The organism is Cellulomonas avistercoris (assembly GCF_014836445.1).
In the GTDB taxonomy this organism is placed as follows: Bacteria; Actinomycetota; Actinomycetes; order Actinomycetales; family Cellulomonadaceae; genus Cellulomonas; species Cellulomonas avistercoris.
Window position 1 is genome coordinate 29,486 of record NZ_JACSQV010000014.1, and the last position, 23,921, is coordinate 53,406.

26 protein-coding genes are annotated in these 23,921 nt (G+C 74.5%); 9 read left to right on the forward strand and 17 right to left on the reverse strand.

Annotated elements, in window-relative coordinates; all coding sequences use genetic code 11:
• Positions 1 to 43 precede the first annotated feature (43 nt).
• The 3 genes from H9657_RS19250 to H9657_RS15205 are packed head-to-tail and all read left to right on the forward strand — an operon-like array spanning position 44 to position 3,005.
• Positions 44 to 1,759, forward strand: coding sequence for a dihydroxyacetone kinase family protein (locus tag H9657_RS19250; RefSeq protein WP_225215420.1), 1,716 nt, complete (start codon positions 44 to 46; stop codon positions 1,757 to 1,759).
• Positions 1,756 to 2,475, forward strand: a complete 720-nt coding sequence (locus tag H9657_RS15200) for a triose-phosphate isomerase (protein WP_191784267.1) — start codon at positions 1,756 to 1,758, stop codon at positions 2,473 to 2,475. Before H9657_RS19250 ends, H9657_RS15200 begins: the two co-directional genes overlap by 4 nt.
• Positions 2,472 to 3,005: a ribose-5-phosphate isomerase gene (locus tag H9657_RS15205; RefSeq protein ID WP_318241533.1), complete on the forward strand. Its 534-nt coding sequence runs from the start codon at positions 2,472 to 2,474 to the stop codon at positions 3,003 to 3,005. Before H9657_RS15200 ends, H9657_RS15205 begins: the two co-directional genes overlap by 4 nt.
• A 99-nt stretch (positions 3,006 to 3,104) precedes the next feature.
• Here H9657_RS15205 and H9657_RS15210 read toward each other — a convergent pair whose 3' ends face one another.
• From H9657_RS15210 to H9657_RS15255, 10 genes are all read right to left on the reverse strand, one after another.
• Positions 3,105 to 3,914, reverse strand: coding sequence for a fumarylacetoacetate hydrolase family protein (locus H9657_RS15210; RefSeq protein WP_191784268.1), 810 nt, complete (start codon positions 3,912 to 3,914; stop codon positions 3,105 to 3,107).
• Positions 3,915 to 3,948: 34 nt separating this feature from the next.
• Positions 3,949 to 4,716, reverse strand: coding sequence for an ABC transporter ATP-binding protein (locus H9657_RS15215; protein WP_191784269.1), 768 nt, complete (start codon positions 4,714 to 4,716; stop codon positions 3,949 to 3,951).
• The gene (locus tag H9657_RS15220) at positions 4,713 to 5,558 is read right to left on the reverse strand and encodes an ABC transporter permease (RefSeq protein WP_191784270.1); all 846 of its coding nucleotides are present in this window, start codon (positions 5,556 to 5,558) and stop codon (positions 4,713 to 4,715) included. The genes H9657_RS15215 and H9657_RS15220 overlap by 4 nt, the downstream gene beginning before the upstream one ends.
• Positions 5,545 to 6,573, reverse strand: a complete 1,029-nt coding sequence (locus H9657_RS15225) for an ABC transporter substrate-binding protein (RefSeq protein ID WP_191784271.1) — start codon at positions 6,571 to 6,573, stop codon at positions 5,545 to 5,547. The genes H9657_RS15220 and H9657_RS15225 overlap by 14 nt, the downstream gene beginning before the upstream one ends.
• Before the next feature lie 46 nt (positions 6,574 to 6,619).
• Complete coding sequence (locus H9657_RS15230; RefSeq protein WP_191784272.1) at positions 6,620 to 7,852, reverse strand: amidohydrolase family protein; 1,233 nt, start codon at positions 7,850 to 7,852, stop codon at positions 6,620 to 6,622.
• 94 nt (positions 7,853 to 7,946) lie between these two features.
• On the reverse strand, positions 7,947 to 8,306 hold the full coding sequence (locus H9657_RS15235; RefSeq protein WP_191784273.1) for a cupin domain-containing protein: 360 nt from the start codon (positions 8,304 to 8,306) through the stop codon (positions 7,947 to 7,949).
• Positions 8,294 to 9,013, reverse strand: a complete 720-nt coding sequence (locus H9657_RS15240; RefSeq protein ID WP_191784274.1) for a FadR/GntR family transcriptional regulator — start codon at positions 9,011 to 9,013, stop codon at positions 8,294 to 8,296. Before H9657_RS15240 ends, H9657_RS15235 begins: the two co-directional genes overlap by 13 nt.
• Positions 9,014 to 9,161: 148 nt before the next feature.
• Positions 9,162 to 9,506, reverse strand: a complete 345-nt coding sequence (locus H9657_RS15245) for a nuclear transport factor 2 family protein (protein WP_191784275.1) — start codon at positions 9,504 to 9,506, stop codon at positions 9,162 to 9,164.
• A 29-nt stretch (positions 9,507 to 9,535) separates the two neighbouring features.
• Positions 9,536 to 9,877 (reverse strand): DUF2200 domain-containing protein, encoded by a 342-nt coding sequence (locus H9657_RS15250; protein WP_191784276.1) that lies wholly within the window; start codon positions 9,875 to 9,877, stop codon positions 9,536 to 9,538.
• Positions 9,878 to 9,900: 23 nt separating this feature from the next.
• Positions 9,901 to 10,296 carry a four-helix bundle copper-binding protein gene (locus H9657_RS15255; RefSeq protein WP_191784277.1) on the reverse strand — a complete coding sequence of 132 codons (396 nt, stop codon included), beginning with the start codon at positions 10,294 to 10,296 and terminating at the stop codon, positions 9,901 to 9,903.
• Between the two features lie 174 nt (positions 10,297 to 10,470).
• Here H9657_RS15255 and chrA point away from each other — a divergent pair, with 174 nt between their 5' ends.
• The gene (gene chrA, locus H9657_RS15260) at positions 10,471 to 11,868 is read left to right on the forward strand and encodes a chromate efflux transporter (protein WP_191784278.1); all 1,398 of its coding nucleotides are present in this window, start codon (positions 10,471 to 10,473) and stop codon (positions 11,866 to 11,868) included.
• Positions 11,869 to 11,940: 72 nt separating this feature from the next.
• Here chrA and H9657_RS15265 read toward each other — a convergent pair whose 3' ends face one another.
• From H9657_RS15265 to H9657_RS15275, 3 genes are all read right to left on the reverse strand, one after another.
• A complete protein-coding gene (locus H9657_RS15265) occupies positions 11,941 to 13,620 on the reverse strand; it encodes a ribonuclease J (RefSeq protein WP_191784279.1) in 1,680 nt (559 codons plus the stop codon).
• Between the two features lie 80 nt (positions 13,621 to 13,700).
• A complete protein-coding gene (locus H9657_RS15270; RefSeq protein ID WP_191784280.1) occupies positions 13,701 to 15,278 on the reverse strand; it encodes a peptide chain release factor 3 in 1,578 nt (525 codons plus the stop codon).
• Positions 15,275 to 15,715: a MerR family transcriptional regulator gene (locus tag H9657_RS15275; protein WP_318241534.1), complete on the reverse strand. Its 441-nt coding sequence runs from the start codon at positions 15,713 to 15,715 to the stop codon at positions 15,275 to 15,277. Before H9657_RS15275 ends, H9657_RS15270 begins: the two co-directional genes overlap by 4 nt.
• Before the next feature lie 98 nt (positions 15,716 to 15,813).
• On the opposite strand from H9657_RS15275, the gene H9657_RS15280 reads away from it, so the two are divergent.
• The 4 genes from H9657_RS15280 (at position 15,814) to H9657_RS15295 (ending at position 20,179) form a co-directional block, all read left to right on the forward strand.
• Entirely contained in the window at positions 15,814 to 16,491 is a 678-nt protein-coding gene (locus tag H9657_RS15280) for a TetR/AcrR family transcriptional regulator (RefSeq protein ID WP_191784281.1), read from the forward strand.
• Positions 16,492 to 16,495: 4 nt separating this feature from the next.
• A complete protein-coding gene (locus H9657_RS15285) occupies positions 16,496 to 17,464 on the forward strand; it encodes an ABC transporter ATP-binding protein (protein WP_191784282.1) in 969 nt (322 codons plus the stop codon).
• On the forward strand, positions 17,461 to 19,104 hold the full coding sequence (locus H9657_RS15290) for an ABC transporter permease (protein WP_191784283.1): 1,644 nt from the start codon (positions 17,461 to 17,463) through the stop codon (positions 19,102 to 19,104). Before H9657_RS15285 ends, H9657_RS15290 begins: the two co-directional genes overlap by 4 nt.
• A gap of 94 nt (positions 19,105 to 19,198) precedes the next feature.
• Positions 19,199 to 20,179, forward strand: coding sequence for a DUF808 domain-containing protein (locus H9657_RS15295; protein ID WP_191784284.1), 981 nt, complete (start codon positions 19,199 to 19,201; stop codon positions 20,177 to 20,179).
• An 18-nt stretch (positions 20,180 to 20,197) separates the two neighbouring features.
• On the opposite strand, the gene H9657_RS15300 is transcribed toward H9657_RS15295, so the two are convergent.
• Together H9657_RS15300 and H9657_RS15305 are read right to left on the reverse strand one after the other, a co-directional pair.
• Positions 20,198 to 21,013 carry an FAD-binding oxidoreductase gene (locus H9657_RS15300; protein ID WP_191784285.1) on the reverse strand — a complete coding sequence of 272 codons (816 nt, stop codon included), beginning with the start codon at positions 21,011 to 21,013 and terminating at the stop codon, positions 20,198 to 20,200.
• Positions 21,010 to 21,642: a sulfite oxidase-like oxidoreductase gene (locus H9657_RS15305; protein ID WP_251140881.1), complete on the reverse strand. Its 633-nt coding sequence runs from the start codon at positions 21,640 to 21,642 to the stop codon at positions 21,010 to 21,012. Before H9657_RS15305 ends, H9657_RS15300 begins: the two co-directional genes overlap by 4 nt.
• Before the next feature lie 121 nt (positions 21,643 to 21,763).
• Between H9657_RS15305 and H9657_RS15310 the strand changes: the two genes are divergently transcribed.
• Positions 21,764 to 21,973 (forward strand): hypothetical protein, encoded by a 210-nt coding sequence (locus H9657_RS15310; RefSeq protein WP_191784287.1) that lies wholly within the window; start codon positions 21,764 to 21,766, stop codon positions 21,971 to 21,973.
• Positions 21,974 to 21,980: 7 nt separating this feature from the next.
• Here the strand turns inward: H9657_RS15310 and H9657_RS15315 are convergent, their stop codons facing one another.
• Positions 21,981 to 22,874: an NAD(+)/NADH kinase gene (locus H9657_RS15315; RefSeq protein ID WP_191784288.1), complete on the reverse strand. Its 894-nt coding sequence runs from the start codon at positions 22,872 to 22,874 to the stop codon at positions 21,981 to 21,983.
• A gap of 1 nt (position 22,875) precedes the next feature.
• Positions 22,876 to 23,880: an SPFH domain-containing protein gene (locus tag H9657_RS15320; protein WP_191784289.1), complete on the reverse strand. Its 1,005-nt coding sequence runs from the start codon at positions 23,878 to 23,880 to the stop codon at positions 22,876 to 22,878.
• Positions 23,881 to 23,921: the final 41 nt, after the last annotated feature.

Genomic DNA, 23,921 nt, shown 5'->3' on the forward strand with positions numbered 1-23,921 from the left:
GCGGGGGGGCGGCCCCGCGTCCCCCGCTCTGACGGGGGCCGCGATGACCCACGTCCTGAACGCGGTCGAGGACTTCGCAGACGAGGCGTCGGCCGGATTCGTGCTGGCCTACGGGCACCTGGTGCGGTCCGTTCCCGGCGGTGTCGTGCGCGCGGCGGGTCCCGCCGAGCCCAAGGTCGCCGTCGTGGTCGGGGGCGGCGCGGGGCACTACCCGGCCTTCGCCGGCTGGGTCGGTCCCGGTCTCGCGGACGGCGCCGCCGTCGGCAACGTGTTCGCGTCGCCGTCGACGCAGCAGGTCTGCGACGTGGCGCGCGCGGCCGACAGCGGCCGCGGCGTCCTGCTGGGCTACGGGAACTACGCCGGTGACGTCCTGAACTTCGAGGCGGCCGCGCAGCGCCTGCGGCAGGAGGGGTACGACGTCCGCTCCGTCGCCGTGAGCGACGACGTCGCGAGTGCCGACGGTGACGACCCCCGCACCCGGCGCGGGGTCGCCGGCGACCTGGTGGTCCTCAAGGTGGCCGGCGCCGCCGCGGAGCAGGGGCTGGCGCTCGCGGAGGTCGCCGAGCTCGCGCAGCGGGCCAACGCCCGCACCCACACCCTGGGCGTCGCGTTCTCGGGCTGCACGCTGCCCGGCGCCCACAAGCCCCTGTTCACGGTCCGCCCCGGCACCATGGGCGTCGGCATGGGGGTGCACGGCGAGCAGGGTCTCGGCGAGGACGAGCTCGTGCCGAGCCGCGAGCTGGCCGCACGGCTCGTCGCCGCGGTGCGGGGCACCCGGCCGGCCGGAGCGGGCGGCCGCGCTGCCGTGCTGCTCAACGGTCTCGGCGCGACCAAGTACGAGGAGCTGTTCGTGCTGTGGGGCGACGTGGTGCGCGAGCTCGGGGCGGCGGGCGTCGTCCCGGTCGCGCCGGAGGTCGGTGAGCTCGTCACGAGCCTCGACATGGCGGGCGTCTCGCTCACCGTGACGTGGCTCGACGAGGACCTCGAGCAGCTGTGGACGGCCCCGGCGCACACGCCCGCCTTCCGGCGCGGCGACCTCACCGCCGGGCCGACCGGGTCGGTGCCGGTCGCGCGGCCGGCCACCCGGGCCCCGGCCGCGAACGTCACCCGGGTCGCCGAGTCGGCGGCCGCGCGGCAGGCCGCACCCGCGCTGCTCGAGCACGCGCGGCGGGTCCACGCCGAGCTGGTCGCCCAGGAGGTGGCGCTCGGGGACCTCGACGCGGTGGCCGGCGACGGGGACCACGGACGCGGGATGGTCACCGGCGCCGGTGCGGCGCTGCGCGCGATGGGCGAGGCGGTCGCGTCGGGCGCGGGCGTCGGTGGTGCGCTCGTGGCCGCCGGCGACGCGTGGGCGGCACGCGCCGGTGGCACGTCCGGTGCGCTGTGGGGAGCCCTGCTGGGTGCCGCGGGCACGAGCCTGCTCACGCAGGACGACCCGACGCACGTCGCGGCGGTGGCGCGCGCGGTGACGGCGGGGGTCGACCGCGTCCGGGAGCTCGGCGGCGCGGCCCCCGGCGACAAGACGATGGTCGACGCCGCGGTGCCGTTCGCGGACACCTTGCGCGCGGCGGCCGACCTCGGGACGGCGCTGCCGGCCGCGTGGGCGGACGCGGCCGAGCAGGCCCGAGCGGCGGCGCAGGGGACCGGTGACCTGGTGGCACGCCGCGGGCGCGCACGCCCGCACGCCGAGCGGAGCCTCGGTCACCCGGACCCGGGCGCGGTGTCGTTCGCGCACGTGGTGGGTGCCACGTGCCCGTGAGCGCGCCGCTCGTCGCCGTCAGCTTCAAGGCGTACCTCACGCACGACCAGACGCTCGACTGGGTCCGGCGTGCCGTCCCGTTCGCGCGGGCGCGCCCGCAGGTCGAGGTCGCGGTGCTGCCCGTGCTCACGGCGCTGCGGGCCGTCGTCGAGATCCTCGGCGACGCCGGCAGCGCGGGGGCGCAGCGGGTGTCCCGCACGGGTGCGGGCGCGTACACCGGTGAGGTGCCCGCGGCCGTCGTCGCGGAGTGCGGCGGGCGGTACGCCGAGATCGCCCACGCCGAGCGGCGCCGGCACTTCGGCGAGGGAAACGAGCAGTTCCGCGCGGAGGTCGCGGAAGCCGTCGCCGCCGGCCTGGTGCCGCTGGTGTGCGTCGGGGAGAGCACGCGGTGCGACCCCGCCGACGCCGCGGCCACCTGCCTGGCGACCCTGGCGTCGCTGCGCGTGCCCGACGGCGCGGTGGTCGCGTACGAGCCGGAGTGGGCGATCGGCGCCGACGAGCCCGCGCCGGCGCAGCACGTGCGCGCCGTGCTGGGCCGGCTGCGCGAGGGGACCCGCGGCGCGGTCCGGCTGCTGTACGGCGGCACGGCCGGGCCGGGCACCTGGACCGCGCTGGACGGGGCGGCCGACGGCCTGTTCCTCGGCCGGCGCGCGCACGACGTCACGGCGTTCGGTGCCGTGCTCGACGAGGTCGGTGGGACGAAGGAGGAGCAGTGACGCAGGCACAGCAGGAGGGCGCGACGCCCGAGGCGTGGCGCATCGTCGTGGGCAGCGACGACGCGGGCATGGAGTACGCCGCCGAGATGCGGCGGTTCCTCGAGCAGGACCCGCGGGTCCGCGAGGTCATCGACGTGGGTGTGCACCCGCAGGAGGAGCCGGTGGCGTACCCGCACGTCGCGGTGAACGCGGCCCGGCTGGTCGCCGCCGGCGACGCGGACCGTGCGCTGCTGTTCTGCGGCACGGGTCTGGGTGTCGCCATCAGCGCCAACAAGGTGCCCGGCGTGCGGGCGGTGACCGCGCACGACTCGTACTCGGTCGAGCGGTCGGTGAAGTCGAACGACGCGCAGGTCCTCACGATGGGGCAGCGGGTCATCGGCCTCGAGCTCGCGCGCAAGCTCGTCGACGAGTGGCTGGACCACCGGTTCGACCGGTCGTCGCCCTCGGCGGCGAAGGTCGCGGCGATCGGCGGCTACGAGGGCGTGACGCCCGAGGCGGACGCCGCGGGGTGCGGTCCGTCCGTGTGCTGAGCGAGGTACGGGCGGTGGGTCGTCCCACCGCCCGTACCTCCCCGCGGGTGCTGCCGCCGTGGAAGCGCGCGGGTGCGGCGTCGTGCCACGTGGCGTCGCTCAGTGGACCGCGATGACCGTCGCGAGCGTCCCGATGCCCTCGATCGTGCACTCCACGACGTCGCCGTCACCGAGGTGCCGGGGCTCGGGGAGGAACTCGCCGCAGCCCCACGGCGTGCCCGTGAGGATGACGTCCCCGGGCTCGAGGGTGACGTGCGCCGAGCAGTAGGCGACGAGCTCGGCGGTCGAGAAGATCATCTCGCCCGTGCGGGAGTCCTGGACGACCTCGCCGTTCACCGTCGTGCGCAGCGCGAGGTCCTGCGGGTCGCCGATCTCGTCCGCGGTCACGAGGTGCGGGCCGAGCGGGCAGAAGCCGTCCAGGTTCTTGCCGCGGATCCACTGGCTCTCCGCGAGCTGCAGGTCCCGCGCCGACAGGTCGTTGCCGACCGTGTAGCCGAACACGTGGTCCAGGGCCTCGTCGACGGGCACGTCCTTGGCGGTGCGTCCGATGACTGCGGCGAGCTCGACCTCCCAGTCGACCCGCCGGGTGATCGCCCCCGGCACCGTGACGACCGTGCCGTGCGCGGACACCGTCGACGGGAACTTGGCGAACATCAGGGGAGCGGTCGGTGCGGCCATGCCCGTCTCACGGACGTGGTCGCGGTAGTTCAGCCCGATCGCGATGATCTTGCCGGGCCGCAGCAGCGGCGCGTGCGGTCCGTCGAGCACGGGGCCGAGGTCGTCGGCCAGGTGCGGGTCGGCGACGAGGTCGAGCATCGTCGTGCCGGCGGGCCCGGCGGCCCGCCAGCCGTCGTCCGTGGCGACCGCGAGGCGGGGGCCGTCGGCGGTCCGGATCGTGGTGGTGCGCATGGTGAGGTCTCCGTCGTGCGAGTGGTGGCGGTGGTCAGTCGGCGTGGGCGATCGCGTCCCGCAGCCGCCGCTTGATCGTGACGAAGGCGTCGGACGTCTCGACCGAGGAGTCCCGTGGACGCGGCAGCTCGATGGGGATGTCGAGGACGACGCGCCCCGGGCGGGGGCTCATGACGACGACGCGGTCGCCCAGCAGGATCGCCTCGTCGACGTCGTGCGTGACGAACAGGACCGTGCCGTCGTACGACTCGCGCACCTGCAGCAGCAGGTCCTGCAGCGTCAGGCGCGTCTGGGCGTCCAGCGCGCCGAACGGCTCGTCCATCAGCAGCAGCCGCGGCTCGTTGGCGAGGCACCGGGCGATCGCGACCCGCTGGCGCATGCCGCCCGACAGCTGCCGGGGGTAGTGGTCGGCGAAGTCCGACAGGCCGACGGCGGCGAGCACCTCGCGCGCCTTCGGCTCGTAGACCTTGCGGTCGATGCCGCGGATCTTGGGGCCGTAGCAGACGTTCTCGAAGGCGGTCAGCCACGGGAACACGGCACCGACCTGGAAGACCATGCCGCGCGAGTGGTGCTGGCGCTCGACGACCTGGCCGTCGAAGCGCACGTGCCCCGACGTCACGGTGTCGTTGCCGGCGGCCGCCGCGAGCAGCGTCGACTTCCCGCACCCGGACGGGCCCAGGACGCACACGAACTCCCGCTCGTGGATGTCCAGGTCGAGTCCGGCGAGCGCGCGCACCGACCGGCCCGAGCGCTTGTCGACGAACTCCTTGGTGATGTTCTGGAAGGACAGCAGAGCGCTCATCGGACGTCCGTTCTGAAGACCCGCTGGAAGAGCCGCTGCACGGGCCAGTCCGTGATGACCCCCAGCAGGCCGATGATGATCATGAGGGTGATGACGATGTCGGTGCGCATGGTGTCCCGGGCGTGCATGAGCGCGGCACCCAGGCCCTTGTTCACGCCCGTGAACTCCCCGAGGATCATGTAGATCCACGAGTACGCCAGGCCGAGCCGCAGCCCGTTGAGCACCGAGGGGATGGCCGCGGGCAGCGCGACGCTCGTGACGGCCTGGCGACGCGACGCGCCCAGCGTGAGCGACGCGAGCACCAGGTTCGGGTCGATGAACCGCACGCCCTGGATGGTCGAGATGCAGACCGGGAAGAACGACCCGAGGGCGACGAGGAAGACCGACGACGTGTGCCCGAAGCCGAACCAGATGATCGCCAGCGGCAGCCACGCGATCCCGGGGATGCTGCGCAGCACCGAGATCGACGGCTCGACGACCTGGGCGACCCGGCGCGAGAACCCGATGGCCAGCCCGAGCGGGACGCCGACCAGGCTGCCGACGGCGAAGCCGCTGAGGACCCGCTGCAGGCTCGCGGTGAGGTCCGTGACGAACGTGCCGGAGTACTGCCCTCCGGCGGCGTCGCCGACGACGTAGACCCACGCGCTCTGCAGGACCTTGGCGGGCGGGGGCAGCTGGTACTCGGTGAAGAGCACGGGGCCGAGGAGCTGCCAGGCCGTGAGGACCACGAGGGGCAGCACGAGCCCGAGGGCCACGCGCCCGCCGGTCTCCCCGAACCGTCCCTCCCGGCGGGTGGCCGAGCCACCTGCCGGGAGGGACATCGCGGCGCTACCGGTCGCCATCGGTCGTGACCGCGCGCGCGAAGGTCGTGTTGACGATGGGCTCGACGTCGATCTCGGTCTTCGTCATGCCGATCGCCTTGATCCGGTTGGCGAAGGTCGCGTAGGAGGCGATGAACGCGTCGTCGACCATCCACTCGAAGTCGAGGTTCTCGAGCGACTGCTCCACGGCGGCCTTGTCGAAGCCCCACTCGGTGGCGACGTCGAGGGCCAGCGACGGGTCGTCGTTGAGCGCCTCCACGGAGGCCGCCTGCGCGTCGACGATCGCCTGCACGAGGGCGGGGTCCGAGTCGATGAGGGCCTGCGAGGTGAAGATGCCGATGTTGATCGCACCGATCGCCGTGTCGTAGGGGTCGGCGAACTGCGTGCCGCACCCCTGCAGGATCGCGAACGACGAGTTCGGCTCGTTGCCGGCGATCGCGTCGACCTGGCCGCTGCACAGCGCGCCCGGCTGGTCCGCGAGCGCGATGTTGATGAGCTCGAGGTCGGTGGCGGGGTCCATGCCCTCGGCCTCGAGGAGCTCACGGAGGATGACCTCGTGGATGGAGTTCGGGACGCTGGCGACCTTCTTGCCGCGCAGGTCCGCCACGGAGGTGATCCCGGAGTCGGTGGCCGCGAGCAGCTGCGTGCCCTTGGTCGCCGTCTGCGCGACGATCCGGATGTCCTGCTCCTGCTCGTTCGCGACCAGGCCGATGGTGATGCCGGTGCAGGCCGCGTCGACGCTCCCGGACATGAGGGCGGCGACCTGGTCGGCGGGGGCGGTGAAGAACGTGACCTCGACCTTCGAGCCTGCCGGCAGGTGGTCGAGCCACTGCGTCGTGGGTGCGCAGGGCATGGCCCGCAGGGCCGCGAGCCGCACCGTGACGGGTTCGCCGGCGGCCGGGGCGTCGTCGGCCTGCGCGGTGCCGTCGGTGGTCGCGGGGGTGGAGTCGGGGGCCGTCGACGCGCACGCGCCGAGGGCGAGACCGATCAGCGCCGTGAGGGCGATGACGCGGCCGGGACGGATCTGGGACCTCATGGTGAGCGCCTTCCTGGGGGAGGGGAAGTGACGGGTACCGCTCGGGCTAGGGACGGGGGGACCTGGCGAGTGCCCACAGATCGGGCTGGACGTGCGACTCGGTGGTGACGAGGGAACCGGTGGCGTGGTGGACGCCGCCGACGACGACACCGGCGGTGTCCTCGAGCGCGTAGGGGTCGGCCAGGACGTCGGGTCCGACGATCGCGAGGTCGGCGCGCTTGCCGACCTCCACGGTGCCGACCTCGTCCGCCACGCCGAGGGCCTCGCAGGCCCAGCGGGTCGCGGCCAGCAGCGAGTCGCCCGCGTCCATGCCGGCGTCCCGCAGCAGCGCGACCTCCTCGGCGAAGCAGCCGACGGTGTCGGTGCCGATGAGCAGGCGCACACCCGCGTCGAGGGCGGCGCGCAGCGCGGACCGGTGGCCCTCCAGGAGGGGGGCGTGGTCGGCGGCCCAGGTCGCCCCGCGGTTGAACCGCGGGTGGGCGGTCTGCACGTCGTAGGAGCTGAGCGTGGGGGTCAGGTAGGTGCCGTCGGCGGCCATGCGGCGCGCGAGCTCGGGCGTCAGGTAGTGGCCGTGGTCGATGACGTCCGCACCGGCGTCGAGCACGGCGCGGATGGCGTCGGCGCCCATGACGTGGCACGCGGCCATCGCGCCGTGCCGCCGGACCTCGGCGTACGCGGCGGCGACCTCGTCGGGCGAGTAGCCCGGGCGTGTGTGGACACCGTGCTCGTCCGCGGGCACCGGGTCGTCGCTCGCCATGAGCTTGATGAAGTCCGCGCCCTGCTTGAACTGGTTCCGCACCGCGGTGACGACGCCCTCGGGTCCGTCGGCCTCCTCGCAGATCGCGTAGGCGTGCCGGCCGGTGGCGACCAGCGGCTCGCCGCAGGCCGTCACGTGCGGGCCGAGGACGACGCCGTCGCGGATGAGGTCGCGTACGTGGAGGTGGATGCCGCGCGGCCCTCCCATGTCGCGGACCCGGGTGATGCCCTGGGCGAGCAGGACGCGGGAGATGCGGAACGCGTGGGCGTACAGCAGGTGGTCGGGCCGTCGGACGAAGTCGCCGGGGTGGCCCACGGCGTACATGAACGACAGGTGCGCGTGCATGTTGACCAGGCCGGGCATGACGGTCCGGCCGGCGGCGTCGACCCGCGCGTCGGCGGCGACGGCGCGGTGGCCCTCCAGGACGTCGGCGATGCGGTCGCCCTCGACGACCACGGTCGCGGGGCGGACGCCGGGGGTGACGGCGTCCCAGAGGACGCCGTTCTCGATGACGGTGCGCATGGGGATCCTCGGTTTTCGGGTGCACCGGACCGACCCGCCGGGTCGCGGGCTCGGTGCAGCAGGTGGGGGACGGGCGCTCGGGGGGATCGGGGGATCAGGCCGAGGCGAGGATCTTCAGCAGGTCGGGCCGCAGCGGCGTGTGGACCTCGACGGCCTGTGCCTCCTCGATGACGACGAGCGAGTGCGGGACGCCGACGGGGTGGTGCCAGGTGTCGCCCGCCCGCAGGTCGACCGGCTCCGCGTCGCCCACGATCATGCGGATGTGCCCGCTGAGCACGATGCCGACGGACTCGTGCTCGGGGTGGTGGTGCCGCTCGTGGACGAACCCGGTCGGCAGCACGAGCTTGGCGGCCATGAGGGTGCTGCCGACGATGAGGTTGAGCTGCGGCTTGACGTCGAACACGAGGTCGCCGGAGCCGGGCTGGGTCAGGACGGGGTCGTTCAGGAAGGGCACGAGGGATCCTCCTGGTAGGGGGCGATGAGGCCCGCGAGGTCGTCGGACAGGGGCAGGGCGTTGTTGTGGGCGAACGACAGGACGTGACGTTCCATGAGCGCGCGCGCCCCGCCGGCGTCGGCGTCGATCACGGCGCCGAGGATCGCCTGGTGCTCGGCGACGACGGACGCCTTGAGGTCGGTGTCGGCGACCCGGTCGGGGCGTGCCGAGCCGAGGGTCGCCATGAGCGGGGTCAGCGCGAGGATGAGGTAGCCGTTGCCGGTGCAGCGGGCGAGCTGCTCGTGGAACGCGATGTCGTGCTCGAGGAAGCGGGCGTCGTCCTGCGCCTGGGCGGTCAGCAGGTGCAGGTGGCTGAGCCGCGCGATCTCGGGGGCGTTCTGCCGGGCCGCCGCGAGGTGCGCGATCGCCGGCTCGAGCAGCAGCCGGCTCTCGACGAGGGACGCCTCGGACATCTGGCCGAGCTCGAGCTGCAGCGAGAACGCGCGGGCGAGCTGGTCGGTGCTGGTGTTGACGCTCCACGCCGACCCGTGGACGGCGGTGACTCCGCCCTCGCCCGCGAGCCCGCGCAGCGCCTCGCGGATCGTCGAGCGGCTCACCCCGTACTCCTGCGCGAGTGCCCGCTCGGACGGCAGCCTGCCGCCGTCGTGGGCGCGAGCGTCGGCGAGCCGGGCCGCGAGCTGTGCCCGCACCTGATCCGCGATGCTCATGCGTCCTCCGATTGGTCCGACCACTGATCGAGTGGTCCGACCAAAGCATGCGCGCGGACGGTACGTCAATGGGTCGGCGTGACTTTCATCACCCTGCGCGACGCGTGCCGCTCACGCGGCCGCCGCGATGCCGGCAGAGTGCCGGGCGTCAGTGCAGCGGGCGGATGTCGAGGCGTGCGATCCGCCCCTCCTGCGGCACGAACCGCAGCTCGAAGCGGAACGGGCCGCGGACGCCGCCGTGGAAGTTCCCGTCGCCGAGCGCGACCAGCACGGGGACCGCGCCGCCCGTGTACTCCAGCGGCTCGAGCGTGATCTGCGAGCCCACGACGTCGTCGGCGATCCACGTCGCGATCGCGCCGGGCTCGGTGAGCTCGATGCCGTTGTCGGTCACGACCGCACCGGGTGCGAAGAGTGCCTCGAGCCCCCGCGCGTCCGAGGCGTTGGTGGCCGCGAGGAACGCGGCGACGGTCGGGTCGGTCACGGTGGTCGTCATGACAGCCTCCGGCGGGTCGACGGGTGCGCTCAGGAGCGCAGGATCTTCGCCATGGGCCGGCCCTTGGCCAGCTCGTCGACGAGCTTGTCCAGGTAGCGGATCTGCCGCATGAGCGGGTCCTCGACCTCCTGCACGCGCACGCCGCACACCGTGCCGGTGATGAGGGCCGCGCCGGGGTGCAGGTGGGCGTCGGCGAAGAAGTCGGCGAACGTCGTGCCCGCCTCGACGTGCGCGCGCAGCGCCTGGTCGTCGTAGCCGGTGAGCCAGGTGATGACCTCGTCGACCTCGGCCCGGGTGCGGCCCTTGCGCTCCGCCTTGGCGACGTACAGCGGGTAGACCGCGCCGAAGGCGGTGGTGAAGATGCGGCTCATGGCCCGAGCGTAACGACGGGGTTCTAGCGGGCCAGCAGCTCCCGGCACACCGTCTCGCACGCGCGGCACGCTTCGGCGCACACGCGGCAGTGCTCGTGCATCTGCGCGTGGCGCTCGCACTCCTCGCCGCATGCGGCGCAGGCGCTCACGCACGCCTCGAGCAGCGCCCGGACCACCTCGGGGTCGCCGGCCGTGCGCCGCGAGAGCACGCGCGCGGTCGCGGTGCAGACGTCGGCGCAGTCCAGGTCCGAGCGGATGCAGGCGCGCAGGTCGGCCACCATCTCCTCCGCGAGGCACGCGTCGGCGCACGCGGTGCACGCCTGGGCGCACGCGAGCAGCGCGTCGACGGCGCGCGCGAGCTGCTCCGCGTCGCCGCCGGCGGGTGCGGGGTGGGCGTCGAGCGTCTGGGCCGTGGTCATGGTGGTCCTCCCGTGGGCCGTCGTCGGACGCCCCGGCGGCGCCCGCTGGTGCGATCGACGGTAGGGCCGCCGCCCCGTGGTCGCGCTCCGCGGGTGGCGACACGAGCGCCGGGCGGTCGCTACGGTGAGCGCCGCCGGCCCGACCTCGACCCACCTCGGAGGCACCGACCGCCCATGACGACCGACCCGCACCCGGCCGCACCCGCCACGACGGCGTCGGGCGGCGACCTCATCCCGTTCCGCACGGCCGTGCGCGCGTGGTTCGCCATCTCTCTGCAGACGTTCGGCGGCCCGGCGGGCCAGATCGCCGTCATGCAGCGCACGCTCGTCGACGAGAAGCGGTGGATCGGGCAGCGCCGGTTCCTGCACGCGCTGAACTACTGCATGCTGCTGCCCGGTCCGGAGGCGCAGCAGCTCGCCGTGTACACCGGGTGGCTGCTCAACGGCTTCCGCGGCGGCCTCGTCGCCGGGACGCTCTTCGTCCTGCCGGGTGTCGTGGCGCTGCTCGTCCTGTCGGCGGTCTACGTGGCGTTCGGCGACACCACGGCCGTCACCGCGCTGTTCGCGGGCCTGGCGCCGGCGGTGCTCGCCATCGTGGTGCAGGCGGTCGTGCGGGTGGGGCGTCGGGCGCTCGCGGGCCCCGCGCTCGTCGTGCTCGCGGTCGTCGCGTTCCTCGCGCTGGCGGTGCTGGGCGTGCCGTTCCCCGTCGTGATCGTCGCGGCGGGCGTCGTCGGGTGGGCGCTGCACCGCTGGGCGCCGCACCTGCTCGCCGCGCGCGCCGGCCACGGGGCCGAGCCCGACGGCCCCCCGCCGCTCATCGCCGACGACGCGCTGCACGTCGCGACGCCGTCGGGCCGGCGGACCCTGCTGACGCTGGTCGTGGGGGTCGTCGTGTGGCTGCTCCCGGTCGTCGCCGTCGTGGTGTTCACGGGCACCGACAGCGTGCTCGCCCAGCAGGGCGTGTTCTTCTCCGGGACCGCGCTCGTCACGTTCGGCGGGGCCTACGCCGTCCTGGCGTACGTCGCGCAGCGTGCCGTGGAGACGTACGGCTGGCTCGCGCCGGGGGAGATGGTGCGCGGGCTGGCGCTCGCGGAGACGACCCCCGGGCCGCTGATCATGGTCGTGCAGTTCGTCGCGTTCCTCGGCGCCTACCGGGACCCGGGCGGGCTGGACCCGTGGGTCGCGGCGGTGGTCGCGGCGCTGCTGACGACGTGGGTGACGTTCGTGCCCAGCTTCCTGTTCATCTTCCTGGGCGCACCGTACGTCGAGCGGCTGCGCGGCAACGCGCCGCTCAGCGCGGCGCTGACCGGCATCACCGCCGCCGTGGTCGGCGTCATCGCCAACCTGGCTGTCTACTTCGCGCTGCACACGCTGTTCGCGACCAGCTCGCAGGTGGTGGTCGGCGGGCTGCGGCTGGAGGTGCCGGAGCTCGCGTCGGTCCAGCCGGTGGCGGTGGTGATCGCGCTCGTGGCCGCCGTGCTCGTGTTCCGGCTGCGGTGGTCGGTGCTGCGCACGCTCGGGGTCTGTGCGGGCCTCGGGGCCGTCGCGGGGCTCCTCGGGCTGGTGGGCTGAGGACTCGCACGCGCGGGCAGGGAACGACGAAGGGCCCCGCGACGAGGTCGCGGGGCCCTTCGCGGTCGGGCGTCAGGACTCGACGGTCACCGCGACGACCACGGGCTGCGGGCCGCCGCGCCGCCGCAGGACGCGCTCCGCCGCACGGCGCACGAGGGCGTCGAGGGCGTCGGCGTCGGCGTACGTGCTCGCGGGCGCCTGGGCGAGCGCCGTGCGGATCGCCTTGTCCACGGACGCCTGCGCGTCCGCGGCGTGCGCGACACCGGTCGAGAGCAGCTCGACCGGCTCGGCGAGGGTGGCGGCGTCGGAGTCGACGACCGCCACGACCGTCACGACGCCGCCGTCGCGCAGCTCGCGGCGCTGCGCGAGCAGCTTCTCGTCGGTGCGCCCGACCACGCCGTCCTCGACGAAGACCTCGGCCGCCGGGACCCGCCCGACGACCTTCGCGCGCCCGTCGACGAGGTCGATGACGTCGCCGTCGCGCACCACCAGGACGTTCTCGGGCGCCATGCCCGTGCGCAGCGCGAGGTCCGCGTTGGCGCGCAGGTGCTTGGACTCGCCGTGGATCGGCATGACGTTGCGCGGGCGCAGCACGTTGTACAGGTAGACCAGCTCGCCGGCGCTCGCGTGCCCGGAGACGTGCACCCGGGCGTTGCCCTTGTGCACGACGCGCGCGCCGCGGTCCGTCAGCCGGTTGATGACGTGGTAGATCGCGGTCTCGTTGCCGGGGATCAGCGACGACGCGAGGAGCACGGTGTCACCCTCGCCGACCTCGATCTGGTGCTCGCCGCGCGCCATGCGGGACAGCGCCGCGAGCGGCTCGCCCTGGGAGCCCGTGCACACGTAGGCGACCTTGTGGTCGGGCATGCGCTCGAGCTCCTTGGGGTCCACGACGACGCCGTCGGGGATGGTCAGGTAGCCCAGGTCCTGCGCGATCTTCATGTTGCGCACCATGGAGCGCCCGACGAACCCGACCTTGCGGCCGTGCGCGACGGCGGCGTCCACCACCTGCTGGATGCGGTGCACGTGGCTCGCGAAGCTGGAGACGACCACGCGGCGCTTCGTCGACGCGAACACCTCGCCGATCGCCGGCGTCAGGTCGCGCTCGGAGATCGTGAACCCGGGCACCTCGGCGTTGGTGGAGTCGACGAGGAACATGTCGATGCCCTCGTCGGAGAGCCGGGCCAGGTGGCGGACGTCGGTCAGGCGCCCGTCGAGCGGGAACTGGTCCATCTTGAAGTCGCCGGTGTTGACGAGCATGCCGGCCTGCGTGCGGACCGCGACCGCCAGGCCGTCGGGGATCGAGTGGTTGACCGCGACGAACTCGAGGTCGAAGGCGCCGATCGTGAGGCGGTCGCCGGCCGCGACCTCGACGGTCGCCGGCGTGATCCGGTGCTCGGTGAGCTTGGCGGTGAGGAACGCGAGCGTGAGCTTCGACCCGATGACGGGGATGTCCCGGCGCTCACGGAGCAGGTAGGGCACCCCGCCGATGTGGTCCTCGTGCCCGTGCGTGAGCACGACCGCGTCGATGTCCTGCCACCGGTCGGCCAGCGAGGTGAAGTCGGGGAGGATCACGTCGACCCCGGGGTGGTCCTCCTCGGGGAAGAGCACGCCGCAGTCGATGACGAGCAGGCGTCCGGCGTGCTCGAGGACGGTCATGTTCCGTCCGATCTCGCCCAGGCCGCCCAGCGGCGTGACGCGCAGCCCGCGCGACGGCAGGGCGGGCAGCCGGTTCTGAGGTGTTCGGTTCATGGTTCTCCTCTACACAGCGGTGGCCGACACGGCCACGGGAAGGTCGGGTGCGCAGCGGTGCGCGGAACGGGTGGTGACGGTCAGGCGGCGCCGACGAGCAGCTCGGGCAGGGTGAGCGTGGGGCGGTCGCGCCGCAGTGCCTGAAGCACCCAGCGGTCGCGCATGAGCGCGAGCCGGGCGCCGTCGGCGCGGGTGACGAGCTCGACGCCCCGCGCGCCGGCGAGGGCGGTGACGTCCTCGTCGGTCGCCAGCCGGGCGAGCCCGTACGGCAGGGTCTGGGTCCGCAGGGGCGCGTTGAACTCGTGCTCCATGCGGAAGGCGACGACCTCGAACTGGAGAGGTCCGACGGCGCCGAGGATGGGCTCGCCGTCACCGCGGTCGGGGGAGACCAGGAGCTGGACGACCCCCTCGTGCGCGAGCTGGCTGATCCCCTTGCGGAACTGCTTGGCGCGTCCCGGGTCGGCGGGCCGTGCGGCGACGAAGTGCTCGGGTGGGAACGCGGGCATCGGGGGGAACCGCACCGGCGGCCCCTGCGGGTCGTAGAGGGTGTCGCCGACGGCGAGGGCCGTCGCGTTCACGAGGCCCACGACGTCGCCGGGGAAGGCGGTCTCGACGATCTCGCGGTCGCGGCCGAACACCGTGGCGGCGTGCTTGGTGGCGAAGGACCGTCCGGTCTGGGCGTGCACGACCGCCATGCCGCGCTCGAACATCCCGGACACGACGCGGACGAAGGCGACCTGGTCGCGGTGCTGGCGGTCCATGCCGGCCTGCACCTTGAAGACGACGGCGCTGAACGGGTCGTCCACGGGCCGCTCGTCGCCGTCCGCGGTGACCCGCGGACCCGGCGCGGGCGCGAACCGCAGGACCGACTCGAGCAGGTCCCGCACGCCGATGTTCGTCAGCGCCACGCCGAACATCAGGGGCGTCGTGCGTCCGGCGAGGAACGACTCGACGTCCGGTGCGGGCAGCAGACCGGCCTGGTCGACGGCGTCGACGACCGCGTCGCCGAGCACCTCGACCGCCTCGTCGGGCGCGAGGTGCTGCTCCTGCGCGAGCGTGGCGCCGCCGGGGGCGCGGTGGTAGGTCGTGACCGCGCCCGTGCGGACGTCGAGCAGCCCCTGCAGGTTGCCCGCCTCGCCGACGGGCCACGTCACGGGGGCGGCGACCAGCCCGATGCGCTGCTCCAGCTCGTCGCAGAGCTCGAGCGCGTCCTTGCCGGGGCGGTCCCACTTGTTGACGAACGTCAGCACGGGGACGCCGCGGGTCCGGCACACCTCGAACAGCTTGAGGGTCTGCGGCTCCAGCCCCTTGGCCGCGTCCAGGAGCATCACCGCGCAGTCCACGGCCGTCAGCACCCGGAACGTGTCCTCGGAGAAGTCGGCGTGCCCCGGGGTGTCGAGCAGGTTGATGACGGTGTCCTCGAACCGCAGCTGCAGGGCGGCCGACGAGATCGAGATCCCACGCTTCTGCTCGATCTCCTGCCAGTCGGACACGACGCCGCCGCGTCCGGCCTTGCCGTGCACGGCGCCGGCCCGGGTGATGGCGTGCGCGTGCAGCGCGAGCGCCTCGGTGAGGGTCGACTTGCCCGCGTCGGGGTGCGAGATGACGGCGATGCTGCGGCGGGGAGCCGGCACGTCGTCCTCGTGGTCGGTCGTCAACTGCGCGGTTCCGTCCCGTCATGGTGGCGTGCGTGCTCGGTGCGCAGCTCTCCTGCGAACGCCTCGGCGTTGGCCAGCTGCTGCCGCAGGCTCGAGCAGCGCTCCTCGACCGCGAGCCGGAACATGTCCAGGCGGTCGACCAGAGCGGTGCGCTCGGCGGCGGGTGTCGCGGTGTCGGCGAGGGCGTCGATGGTCTCCAGCAGCTCGCGCATCTCCTCGAGCGAGAAGTCCAACGGCTTCATGCGGCGGACGAGCTGCAGGCGGGCGATGTCGGTCTCGGCGTACAGCCGGAACCCGCCCTGCGAGCGCGCGGAGGGGACCACGAGCCCGACCTCCTCGTAGTACCGGATGGTCCGCAGCGACAGGCGCGTGCGTTCGGCGACCTCACCGATCTGCTTGTGGGCAAGGCCCACGCGCTCGCCACCGGTCGTCTCCACGGAGGCAAACCTACCGCAACGGGAGAGTACCCCGGGCCGCCGCCCGTCCCGGCGGCGGCTCTTGTCGGCTGGGTGAACAGCCGTTTAGTGTACGGAACATGCGTTCAGGCCCGTCGGCGGGGCAGGCACCGGACCCGGTACCGGATCCGGACCTGACCGCGCGGGCGCGCATCCGGGACGCCGCCGTCGCGCGGTACGCCCGCGAGGGCTTCGGCGTCGGTCTGCGGGCGATCGCGCAGGACGCGGGCGTCAGCGCGGCGCTGATCCTCCACCACTTCGGCTCCAAGGACGCCCTGCGCGCCGCGTGCGACGCCCACGTCCTGCGCGTCGTCCGCGAGGCCAAGGAGCAGGCCCTGGTGACGGGCGGTACCCCCGACCTGCTGCTGCAGCTCGCGTCGATGGACAGCTACGCACCCCTGGTCGGGTACGCGCTGCGCAGCATGCAGGCGGGCGGCGAGCCCGCTCGCGACTTCGTCGAGCACTTCGTGGCCGACGCCGAGGTGTACATCGCCGAGGCGGTCGCGGCCGGCTCCATGCGGCCGAGCCGCGACGAGCGGGCGCGTGCGCGGTACCTCACCGTGCAGGGGCTCGGTGCCCTGCTGCTCGACATGACGCTGCACCCGCCGGCCGATCCCACCGACGTGGTCGGCATCCTGCACGCCTACCGCGACCGGATGATGCTGCCGGCCGTCGAGCTGTTCACCCACGGGCTGATGACGGACGACCGCGTCCTCGACGCCTACCTGCAGCACCTGGCCGACCAGCCGGAGGACTGAGCGCATGTCGAGCGAGCACGCCCCGTCGAGCACGAGCACGAGCGGGACCCCCGCCGTCGAGGTGCGGGCCCTGACCAAGTCGTTCGGCGCGGTGCGCGCGCTGGACGGCCTCGACCTCACCGTCGCGCCGGGGGAGGTCCACGGGTTCCTCGGCCCCAACGGGTCGGGCAAGTCGACGACGATCCGCGTGCTGCTGGGGCTGCTGCGCGCCGACGCCGGGCGCGTCCGGCTGCTGGGCGGCGACCCGTGGTCCGACGCGGTGACGCTGCACCGGCGTCTCGCGTACGTGCCGGGCGACGTGAACCTGTGGCCGCAGCTGACGGGCGGCGAGGTGATCGACCTCCTGACGAGCCTGCGCGGCCGGGTCGACCGCGCACGCCGGGCCGAGCTGCTCGAGCGCTTCGACCTCGACCCCGGCAAGCGGACGCGGACGTACTCCAAGGGCAACCGGCAGAAGGTCGCGCTCGTCGCGGCGCTCGCCGGCGACGTCGAGCTGCTCGTGCTCGACGAGCCGACGTCGGGCCTCGACCCGCTCATGGAGCTGGTCTTCCAGCAGTGCGTCCGCGAGGCCGTCGCGCGCGGCACGACCGTGCTGCTGTCCAGCCACGTCCTGGCCGAGGTCGAGAAGCTCTGCGACCGCGTCACGATCATCCGCGCCGGCCGGACCGTGCAGAGCGGCACGCTGCACGAGCTGCGTCACCTGACCCGCAGCAACGTGCGCGTCACGACCACGCAGCCGCCGGGTGCGATCAGGGGGATCGAGGGCGTCCACGACGTCGCGTCCCACGCCGGGCAGCTGACGTTCACGGTCGACGACGCCGCGCTGTCGCAGGTCATGACCGTGCTGGCGGCGGCAGGCATCGGCAACCTCGTGGTCACGCCCCCCACCCTCGAGGAGCTGTTCGTCCACAGCTACGGCACCGCGGCGGCCGCCCGTCCGGACGCCGCGGACGCCGCCGGTGGTGCGCGATGACCACGCTCGCGCCGGCACGCGAGCGGGCGGTGCGCACCGCCGGACCCGCCGCGTGGGCGGGGACGGCGGGCCTGGTGCGCCACGGGCTGCGGCGCGACCGCGTCCGGATCACGGTCTGGGCCCTCGCCGTCGGCGGGCTGATCGCCTACGTCGGCGCCGCCATCCCCGCCGCGTACCCGGACCAGGCCGCGCTGCAGACCCGCGCCGCGATCATGACGGACCCGTCGGGGGCGTTCATGACGGGCCCGGGGTACGGGCTGGACGACTACACCCTCGGCGTCATGGTCGCGAACGAGATGCTGGGCATGGTCGCGGTCGCCGTGGCCGTGATGTCGATCCTCGCCGTGGTCCGTCACACCCGCGCGGAGGAGGAGGCGGGCCGCGCCGACCTCGTCCGTGCGGGTGCCGTCGGGCGCTCCGCGCCCCTCGCGGCGGCGCTCGCGGTGCTGGTCGTCGCGAACGCGGCCGTCGGGCTGGTCCTGCTCGGTGCGCTGCTCGTCGTCGGGCTCGTCCCGGCCGACTCGCTGGCCCTGGTCGCGGGTGCCGCGACGGTCGGCCTCGTCTTCGGTGCGCTCGCCGCCGTGACCGCGCAGCTGAGCGCGCACGCCCGGACGGCCTCGGGCGCGGCCGGTGCGCTGCTCGGGCTCGCCTACGTGCTGCGGGGCCTGGGTGACGCCGCCGAGCGCGGCGGCAGCGTGCTGTCGTGGACGTCGCCGATCGGGTGGGCGCAGCAGACCCGCGCGTTCGTCGACCTGCGCTGGTGGCCGCTGCTGCCGGGTGTGGGCCTGTGCGCGCTGCTCGTCGCCGCGGCGTTCGCGCTCGCGGCGCGCCGGGACGTGGGGGCGGGGCTGGTCCCGACGCGTCGCGGCCGCGTCGACGCCCGCCGCGCGCTCCTGAGCCCCACGGGGCTGACGTGGCGCACCGAGCGCGCGACGGTCGCCTGGTGGGCCGTGGGGCTGGGGGTGTTCGCGGTGCTCACGGGCTCCCTGGCGCAGGGCGTGGTCGAGAGCCTCGAGGCCCAGCCTGCGCTCGCCGACGTGCTCGGCGGCGGCGCGGCGGGCGACGTGCTGTCCTCGACCCTCGCGGCCTTCCTCGCGTTCTTCGCGATGGCGGTCGCCGTCTTCGCGGTGGTCGCCACCCAGCGGCTGACCCGTGAGGAGGACGCCGGCCGCACCGGCGTCGTGCTGGCGGCGGCGGTGAGCCGGCCGGCATGGCTGGGGGCGTCGTTCACCGTGACCGTCGTCGGGTGCGCCGTGCTGCTCCTGGCCGCGGGCCTGGGTCTGGGCCTCGGTGCGGCCGCGTCGGTCGGGGACGCGGGCCTGACGCCCTCCTTGACGCTCGCGAGCCTGGCCTACCTGCCCCTCGTGCTCTGCTTCGGCGCCGCGGCCGCGCTCGCGCACGGGCTGCGCACCGGCGCGTGGTGGGTCTGGACCCTGCTGGTGGCCTCGATCCTGGTGGGGCTGTACGGGCCGCTGCTGGGTCTGCCGGACGCGGTGCAGGACGCCGCCCCGTTCGCGCTGGTCCCGCGCGTGCCGGCCGAGGCCCTCACGGCGCGCGCCGTCGTCGTGCCGACGGTCGTGGCCGTCGTCCTCGTGGCCGCGGCCGGTGTCGCGCTGCGGCGCCGGGACCTCACCGCCTGAGCGGCGTCGCGCGCGCTGTCGCGCCGCGCGGGCCCTACCCTGTCCCTGCGCGGTCCGGACCGGCCCGGCGCTCCGGCACGGACGAAGGTGGCACATGGCAGGCGGTCTGGCGGCGCTCCTGGACGACATCGCGACGCTCGCGAAGCTCGCGGCGGCGTCGGTCGACGACGTCAGCGCGGCTGCCGGCCGCGCGAGCGCGAAGGCCGCGGGCGTCGTCATCGACGACACCGCGGTGACGCCGCGCTACGTGGCGGGCGCCGCGGCGAACCGTGAGCTGCCGATGATCTGGAAGATCGCCCGCGGGTCGCTGCGCAACAAGCTGCTGTTCATCCTCCCGGCGATCCTGCTGCTGAGCCAGTTCCTGCCGTGGCTGCTCACGCCGATCCTCATGGTCGGCGGCACGTACCTCGCGTTCGAGGGGGCCGAGAAGCTGTGGGAGGCCATCAGCGGCAAGCAGCACGACAAGCCCGCGGTCCCCGCGCCCGAGCAGGGCCCCGAGGCCGAGACGCGCATGGTCTCCAGCGCGATCCGCACGGACTTCATCCTGTCGGCCGAGATCATGGTGATCGCGCTCAACGAGGTCGCCGACGAGCAGCTGGTGGCCCGCGCCATCATCCTCGTGGTGGTCGCGCTGGCGATCACGGCCGTCGTGTACGGGATCGTCGCGCTCATCGTGAAGATGGACGACGTCGGCGTGCGGCTCGCGGCGACCCGCCACGGGTTCGTCGCCGGCTTCGGGCGTGGTCTGGTCAACGCCATGCCGAAGGTGCTGGCGGTCCTGTCGACGGTGGGCATCGCGGCGATGCTGTGGGTCGGCGGTCACATCCTGCTCGTCGGCGTCGACGAGCTCGGGTGGCACGGCCTGTACGACGTCGTGCACCACCTCGAGGAGGCCGTGCACGGGGTCGCCGGTGTCGGCGGGTTCCTCGCGTGGCTCGTCAACACGCTGGCCTCGGCACTCATCGGCGTGGTCGTCGGCGCGGTAGTCGTGCTCGTCATGCACCAGGTGCACAAGCGCCGGCACCCGCACGCCGACGCCGACGGCGACGGCGACGCCGGTGCCGCGGCGCACTGACGGGCGGGCCCGGCGCGCTCAGTCCGTCGAGGGCCCGAACCTCTCGGCGCGGATCGCGCGCGCCTCGTGGCCGAGGACCAGCAGCATCCGCGTCATCGCCTCGACGAACCCGGTCGGCCCGCAGACGTAGCAGACCGGCTCGAGCGCGGCCGGCCAGCCGTGGTGCGCGAGGTCCCGCAGCCCGATGCGGGCGGGCGGGCGCGGGGCGTCCGGGGGAGCGGCGCGCGTGAACCACACGTCGGCGTCGACGCCGTCGAGACGCCCGCGCGTGAGCTCGTCGAGGAAGAGCGCGTCGGTCGGCATGCGCACCGAGTACAGGACGCGGAACGGGGTGCGGTCGCCCGCGGCACGACGCGCGCGCACCATGGCGGCCAGCGGCGTGACCCCCGACCCCCCGGCGAGCAGCAGCACGGGCGCACCGTGCGCGGTGCCGGGCTCCCAGACGAACCAGCCGCCCACGGGGCCGCGGACCTCGATCCCGGCGCCCACCGGCAGGTCGTCGACGAGGTAGGTCGACACCTCGCCGCCCATGACGCGCTGGACGGTCACATGCACGTGGCCGGGGTGCGCGGGGTCGGTGGGGGCGCTGACCGAGTAGGCGCGCGACGCGGTGTAGCCGTCGTCGGCGGTCAGCCGCAGGTCGACGTGCTGCCCGGCGCGGTGGCCGGGCCAGCCGGGGACGTCGAGGACGAGCGTGCGGGCGCTCGGGGTCTCCTGCCACGCGTCGACGACGCGCGCGACGCGCCAGCCTGCGGTGGTGGCGAAGCGCTCGCCCAGGCGCGCGGCGCGCGGTGCGGCGTCGGGGGCCTCGTCGGCGGTCGCGGCAGCCGTCACGGGTCGCCCTGGTAGCGCTGCTCGCGCCACGGGTCGCCGTAGTCGTGGTAGCCGTTGCGCTCCCAGAAGCCCTGCTGCTCGGCGTCGAGCAGCGTGATGGACCGGACCCACTTGGCGGACTTCCACAGGTACAGGTGCGGCACGAGGAGCCGCGCGGGGCCGCCGTGCAGCGGGTCGAGCGGGCGGCCGTCGTAGGTGTGGGCGACCCACGCCTTGCCGCCCAGCAGGTCGGCGACGGGCAGGTTGGTGGTGTACCCGCCGTAGCACCCGACGAGCGCGTACTGCGCGGCGGACGGGACGTCGGCCAGCAGCACGTCGAGGCTGACGCCGCGCCAGCGGGTCCCGAACTTCGACCAGCGGGTCACGCAGTGCAGGTCGACGACCGCGTCCTCCTGGGGCAGGGCCATGAGGTCGGCCCACGTCCACCGGAAGGTCGTGCGGTCCTCGGTGCTGACCTCGAGCTGCCAGGTCGCGCTGTCGACGTTCGGGGTGGGGCCGGCCGACAGGACGGGGAAGTCGTGGACCTCGTACTGCCCGGGTGGCAGCGCGACGCCCGACGTGCGGGGCCGGCCGCGGAAGCCCGGGGTCAGGGCCGGCGGGTCGGCGCTCGGTGCGTCGCTCGGCGTCACGCGACCATGAAACACCCGCGGCGCCTCGCGGGGACACCCCCTGACCGGTCGGCGGGCGTGCCGCCGCGGGACCAGGAGGGCGAGGTAACGTGGCAGGGGTCGGAGCATCGAAGGAGCGGACGTGACGAAGCAGCCCCGCGAACGGCTGGACGCGACCGCCTGGCTCGCGCGCTACCTGCTGGGTCCGGCGCAGGTCAGCGACCCGCGCCGCACCGGGCGTGACACCACCGAGGCCGAGCAGGAGCGCGAGGGTGCGCTGCACGACGGCTTCGAGCGCGTGCGCGACGCCTCCGGCCGCGTGTACCTCGTGGCCAGGGGCGACGACGCCTGACGCGTCCTCACGGTGCGACCAGGCGCAGCCGCCGATCGGCCACGTCCAGCGTGACCGTCTGCCCCCACGTGGCGGTGAGCCGGTCGGCCTCCAGCCCGTCGCCGAACAGCACGAGCGCGTCGGACTCGACGACGAGCGTGAGCCGCTGGTCGTGCGTCAGCAGCCCCGCTGTGCGCGCCGCGCCGGTGGTCGGGGAGGGCCACGCCTCGCGGACGAACCAGGCCAGCGCGTCGTCGGCGGGTCCGGGCAGCGGCGGTGCGCCCGTGCGACCGCGTGCGAGCGACGTCGCCCAGCCGGTCGACCCGGTCCCCGTCGTCACGACGACGCCCGACGACGACTGCCGTTCGCTGCCGTCGGGCGACGTCAGCACGTACCGGGCCGACTGGTGGCCTACGTGCCCGACGTACACGTCGTTGAGCGCGTCGAGCGACGTGCCGTCGTCGACGACCGCCCGCACCAGCGCGCGCCCCTCGACGACCGCCGCGCCCCGCACGACGTCCGCCAGCGCGCCGGCCACCTGGGCGGACCGGTGCCGCACGAGCACGCCGGCGTTGCGCCCGGGCTCGGGGTCGACCCCGACGACGAGCTGGTCGCGCAGGTACTTGGCGGTGTTCGCGACCAGCCCGTCGGGGCCGACGACGAGGCACACGTCACCGGGGTCGAACGCGAAGCGGTGCAGGTCGCCACGCTCGACGTCGCCGCGCCGCCAGTCCGTCGGCACGGCAGCACGGACCTCGCGCAGCGCGTCGTCGAGGGCGTCGTGCCGCGCCTGCACGTCGGCCAGGTCCCGGCCCCGGGTGCGCAGGAAGAACTCGACCTGACCGCGGGTGCCGTGCCGGTCGACGAGCTCCTCGAGCTCCGAGCGCCGGTGCACGACGACCGCGCGGGGTGCCAGTGCCACGTCACTCACCCCGGCCGGCGGTGAGCGCGGCGAGCGCACCGGTCAGCAGGTCGGGCGTGACGGTGACCTGGCCGATCGCCGGCAGGTGCGACGCGAGCTCGCGCAGCGCGACCGCGAGCAGCACGCCCTGGTCGACGTCGGCCAGCGCGGCCATGCGGGCGCGCTCGGCGGCGCCGTCCGCCTCGCCCTGCAGGCGGGTGGCCTCGGCGTCGGCGGTGGCCTGCAGGTGGCGGCGCTCGGCCGTGGCGCGGGCCGCGATGAGGGCCGCGGCCGCGGCCTCGTCGGCCCTGACGCGGGCGTTGGTGCCCTCCTGCGCGACGAGCTGCTGCTCGCGTCCCGCGAGCTCGATGCGGTTGTTCAGCTCGTTCTCGGCGATCGCCCGCTCGCGCTCGACGGCCAGGGCGCGCCGCTCGAACGTCGACCGGTCGGCCTCGGCCTGGGCGCCCTCGCGCGCCGGGGTCTGCAGCGCCCGCTCGAGGTCGGCGTCGGCGCGGACCGACCCGACGCGCGCGCCGAGGACCCGCAGCCCGGTGGCGGCGACGCGCTCGTCGGCGAGCAGCGCGGCGGTGACCTGGTGGCGCAGCGGGCCGGTGCCCGACGACACGGCCTCGCGCAGCGTGCTGCCGGCGAGCGCGTCCATGACGTGCCCGGCGGCGAGCTCGCCGAGCAGCTGGCCGACCTGCTGCAGCGGGTCGGCGGTCCAGCGTCCGGTGCCGGCGTCGATGCTGAAGTCGAGGCGCTGCGCGACGACCTCGGGGTTCTCGAAGCGGTAGCTGACCGTCACCTGCGCGGTGACGTCCTGCAGGTCGGCGGTGCGGGCGTGGGCGACGAGCGGGAGCTCGCGGTCGTCGACGGGCACCTCCGAGAGCACGGCCGTCAGCGGGCGGAACCAGAAGGCGAGGCCGACGCCCGAGCGGCGCAGCTGCCCGCCCGTCATCTGCATGACGTGGGCCGTGGGGGTCGAGCGCAGGTGCCGGACGAGGGGGTAGCGGGTGATGGTGGCCATGTCGGTGCCTCCGTGGTGGGCTCGGAGCCCTGAGTGATTTG

Coding starts and splice junctions, on each gene's coding strand:
- H9657_RS15290 (WP_191784283.1), top strand. CDS start 17,461: ATGACCACGCTCGCGCCGGCACGCGAGCGGGCGGTGCGCACCGCCGGA.
- H9657_RS15240 (WP_191784274.1), bottom strand. CDS start 9,013: ATGAGCATCGCGGATCAGGTGCGGGCACAGCTCGCGGCCCGGCTCGCC.
- H9657_RS15280 (WP_191784281.1), top strand. CDS start 15,814: ATGCGTTCAGGCCCGTCGGCGGGGCAGGCACCGGACCCGGTACCGGAT.
- H9657_RS15250 (WP_191784276.1), bottom strand. CDS start 9,877: ATGAGCCGCATCTTCACCACCGCCTTCGGCGCGGTCTACCCGCTGTAC.
- H9657_RS15295 (WP_191784284.1), top strand. CDS start 19,199: ATGGCAGGCGGTCTGGCGGCGCTCCTGGACGACATCGCGACGCTCGCG.
- H9657_RS15225 (WP_191784271.1), bottom strand. CDS start 6,573: ATGAGGTCCCAGATCCGTCCCGGCCGCGTCATCGCCCTCACGGCGCTG.
- H9657_RS15285 (WP_191784282.1), top strand. CDS start 16,496: ATGTCGAGCGAGCACGCCCCGTCGAGCACGAGCACGAGCGGGACCCCC.
- H9657_RS15215 (WP_191784269.1), bottom strand. CDS start 4,716: ATGAGCGCTCTGCTGTCCTTCCAGAACATCACCAAGGAGTTCGTCGAC.
- H9657_RS19250 (WP_225215420.1), top strand. CDS start 44: ATGACCCACGTCCTGAACGCGGTCGAGGACTTCGCAGACGAGGCGTCG.
- H9657_RS15265 (WP_191784279.1), bottom strand. CDS start 13,620: ATGAACCGAACACCTCAGAACCGGCTGCCCGCCCTGCCGTCGCGCGGG.
- H9657_RS15320 (WP_191784289.1), bottom strand. CDS start 23,880: ATGGCCACCATCACCCGCTACCCCCTCGTCCGGCACCTGCGCTCGACC.
- H9657_RS15210 (WP_191784268.1), bottom strand. CDS start 3,914: ATGCGCACCACCACGATCCGGACCGCCGACGGCCCCCGCCTCGCGGTC.
- H9657_RS15220 (WP_191784270.1), bottom strand. CDS start 5,558: ATGGCGACCGGTAGCGCCGCGATGTCCCTCCCGGCAGGTGGCTCGGCC.
- H9657_RS15245 (WP_191784275.1), bottom strand. CDS start 9,506: ATGACGACCACCGTGACCGACCCGACCGTCGCCGCGTTCCTCGCGGCC.
- H9657_RS15255 (WP_191784277.1), bottom strand. CDS start 10,296: ATGACCACGGCCCAGACGCTCGACGCCCACCCCGCACCCGCCGGCGGC.
- H9657_RS15230 (WP_191784272.1), bottom strand. CDS start 7,852: ATGCGCACCGTCATCGAGAACGGCGTCCTCTGGGACGCCGTCACCCCC.
- chrA (WP_191784278.1), top strand. CDS start 10,471: ATGACGACCGACCCGCACCCGGCCGCACCCGCCACGACGGCGTCGGGC.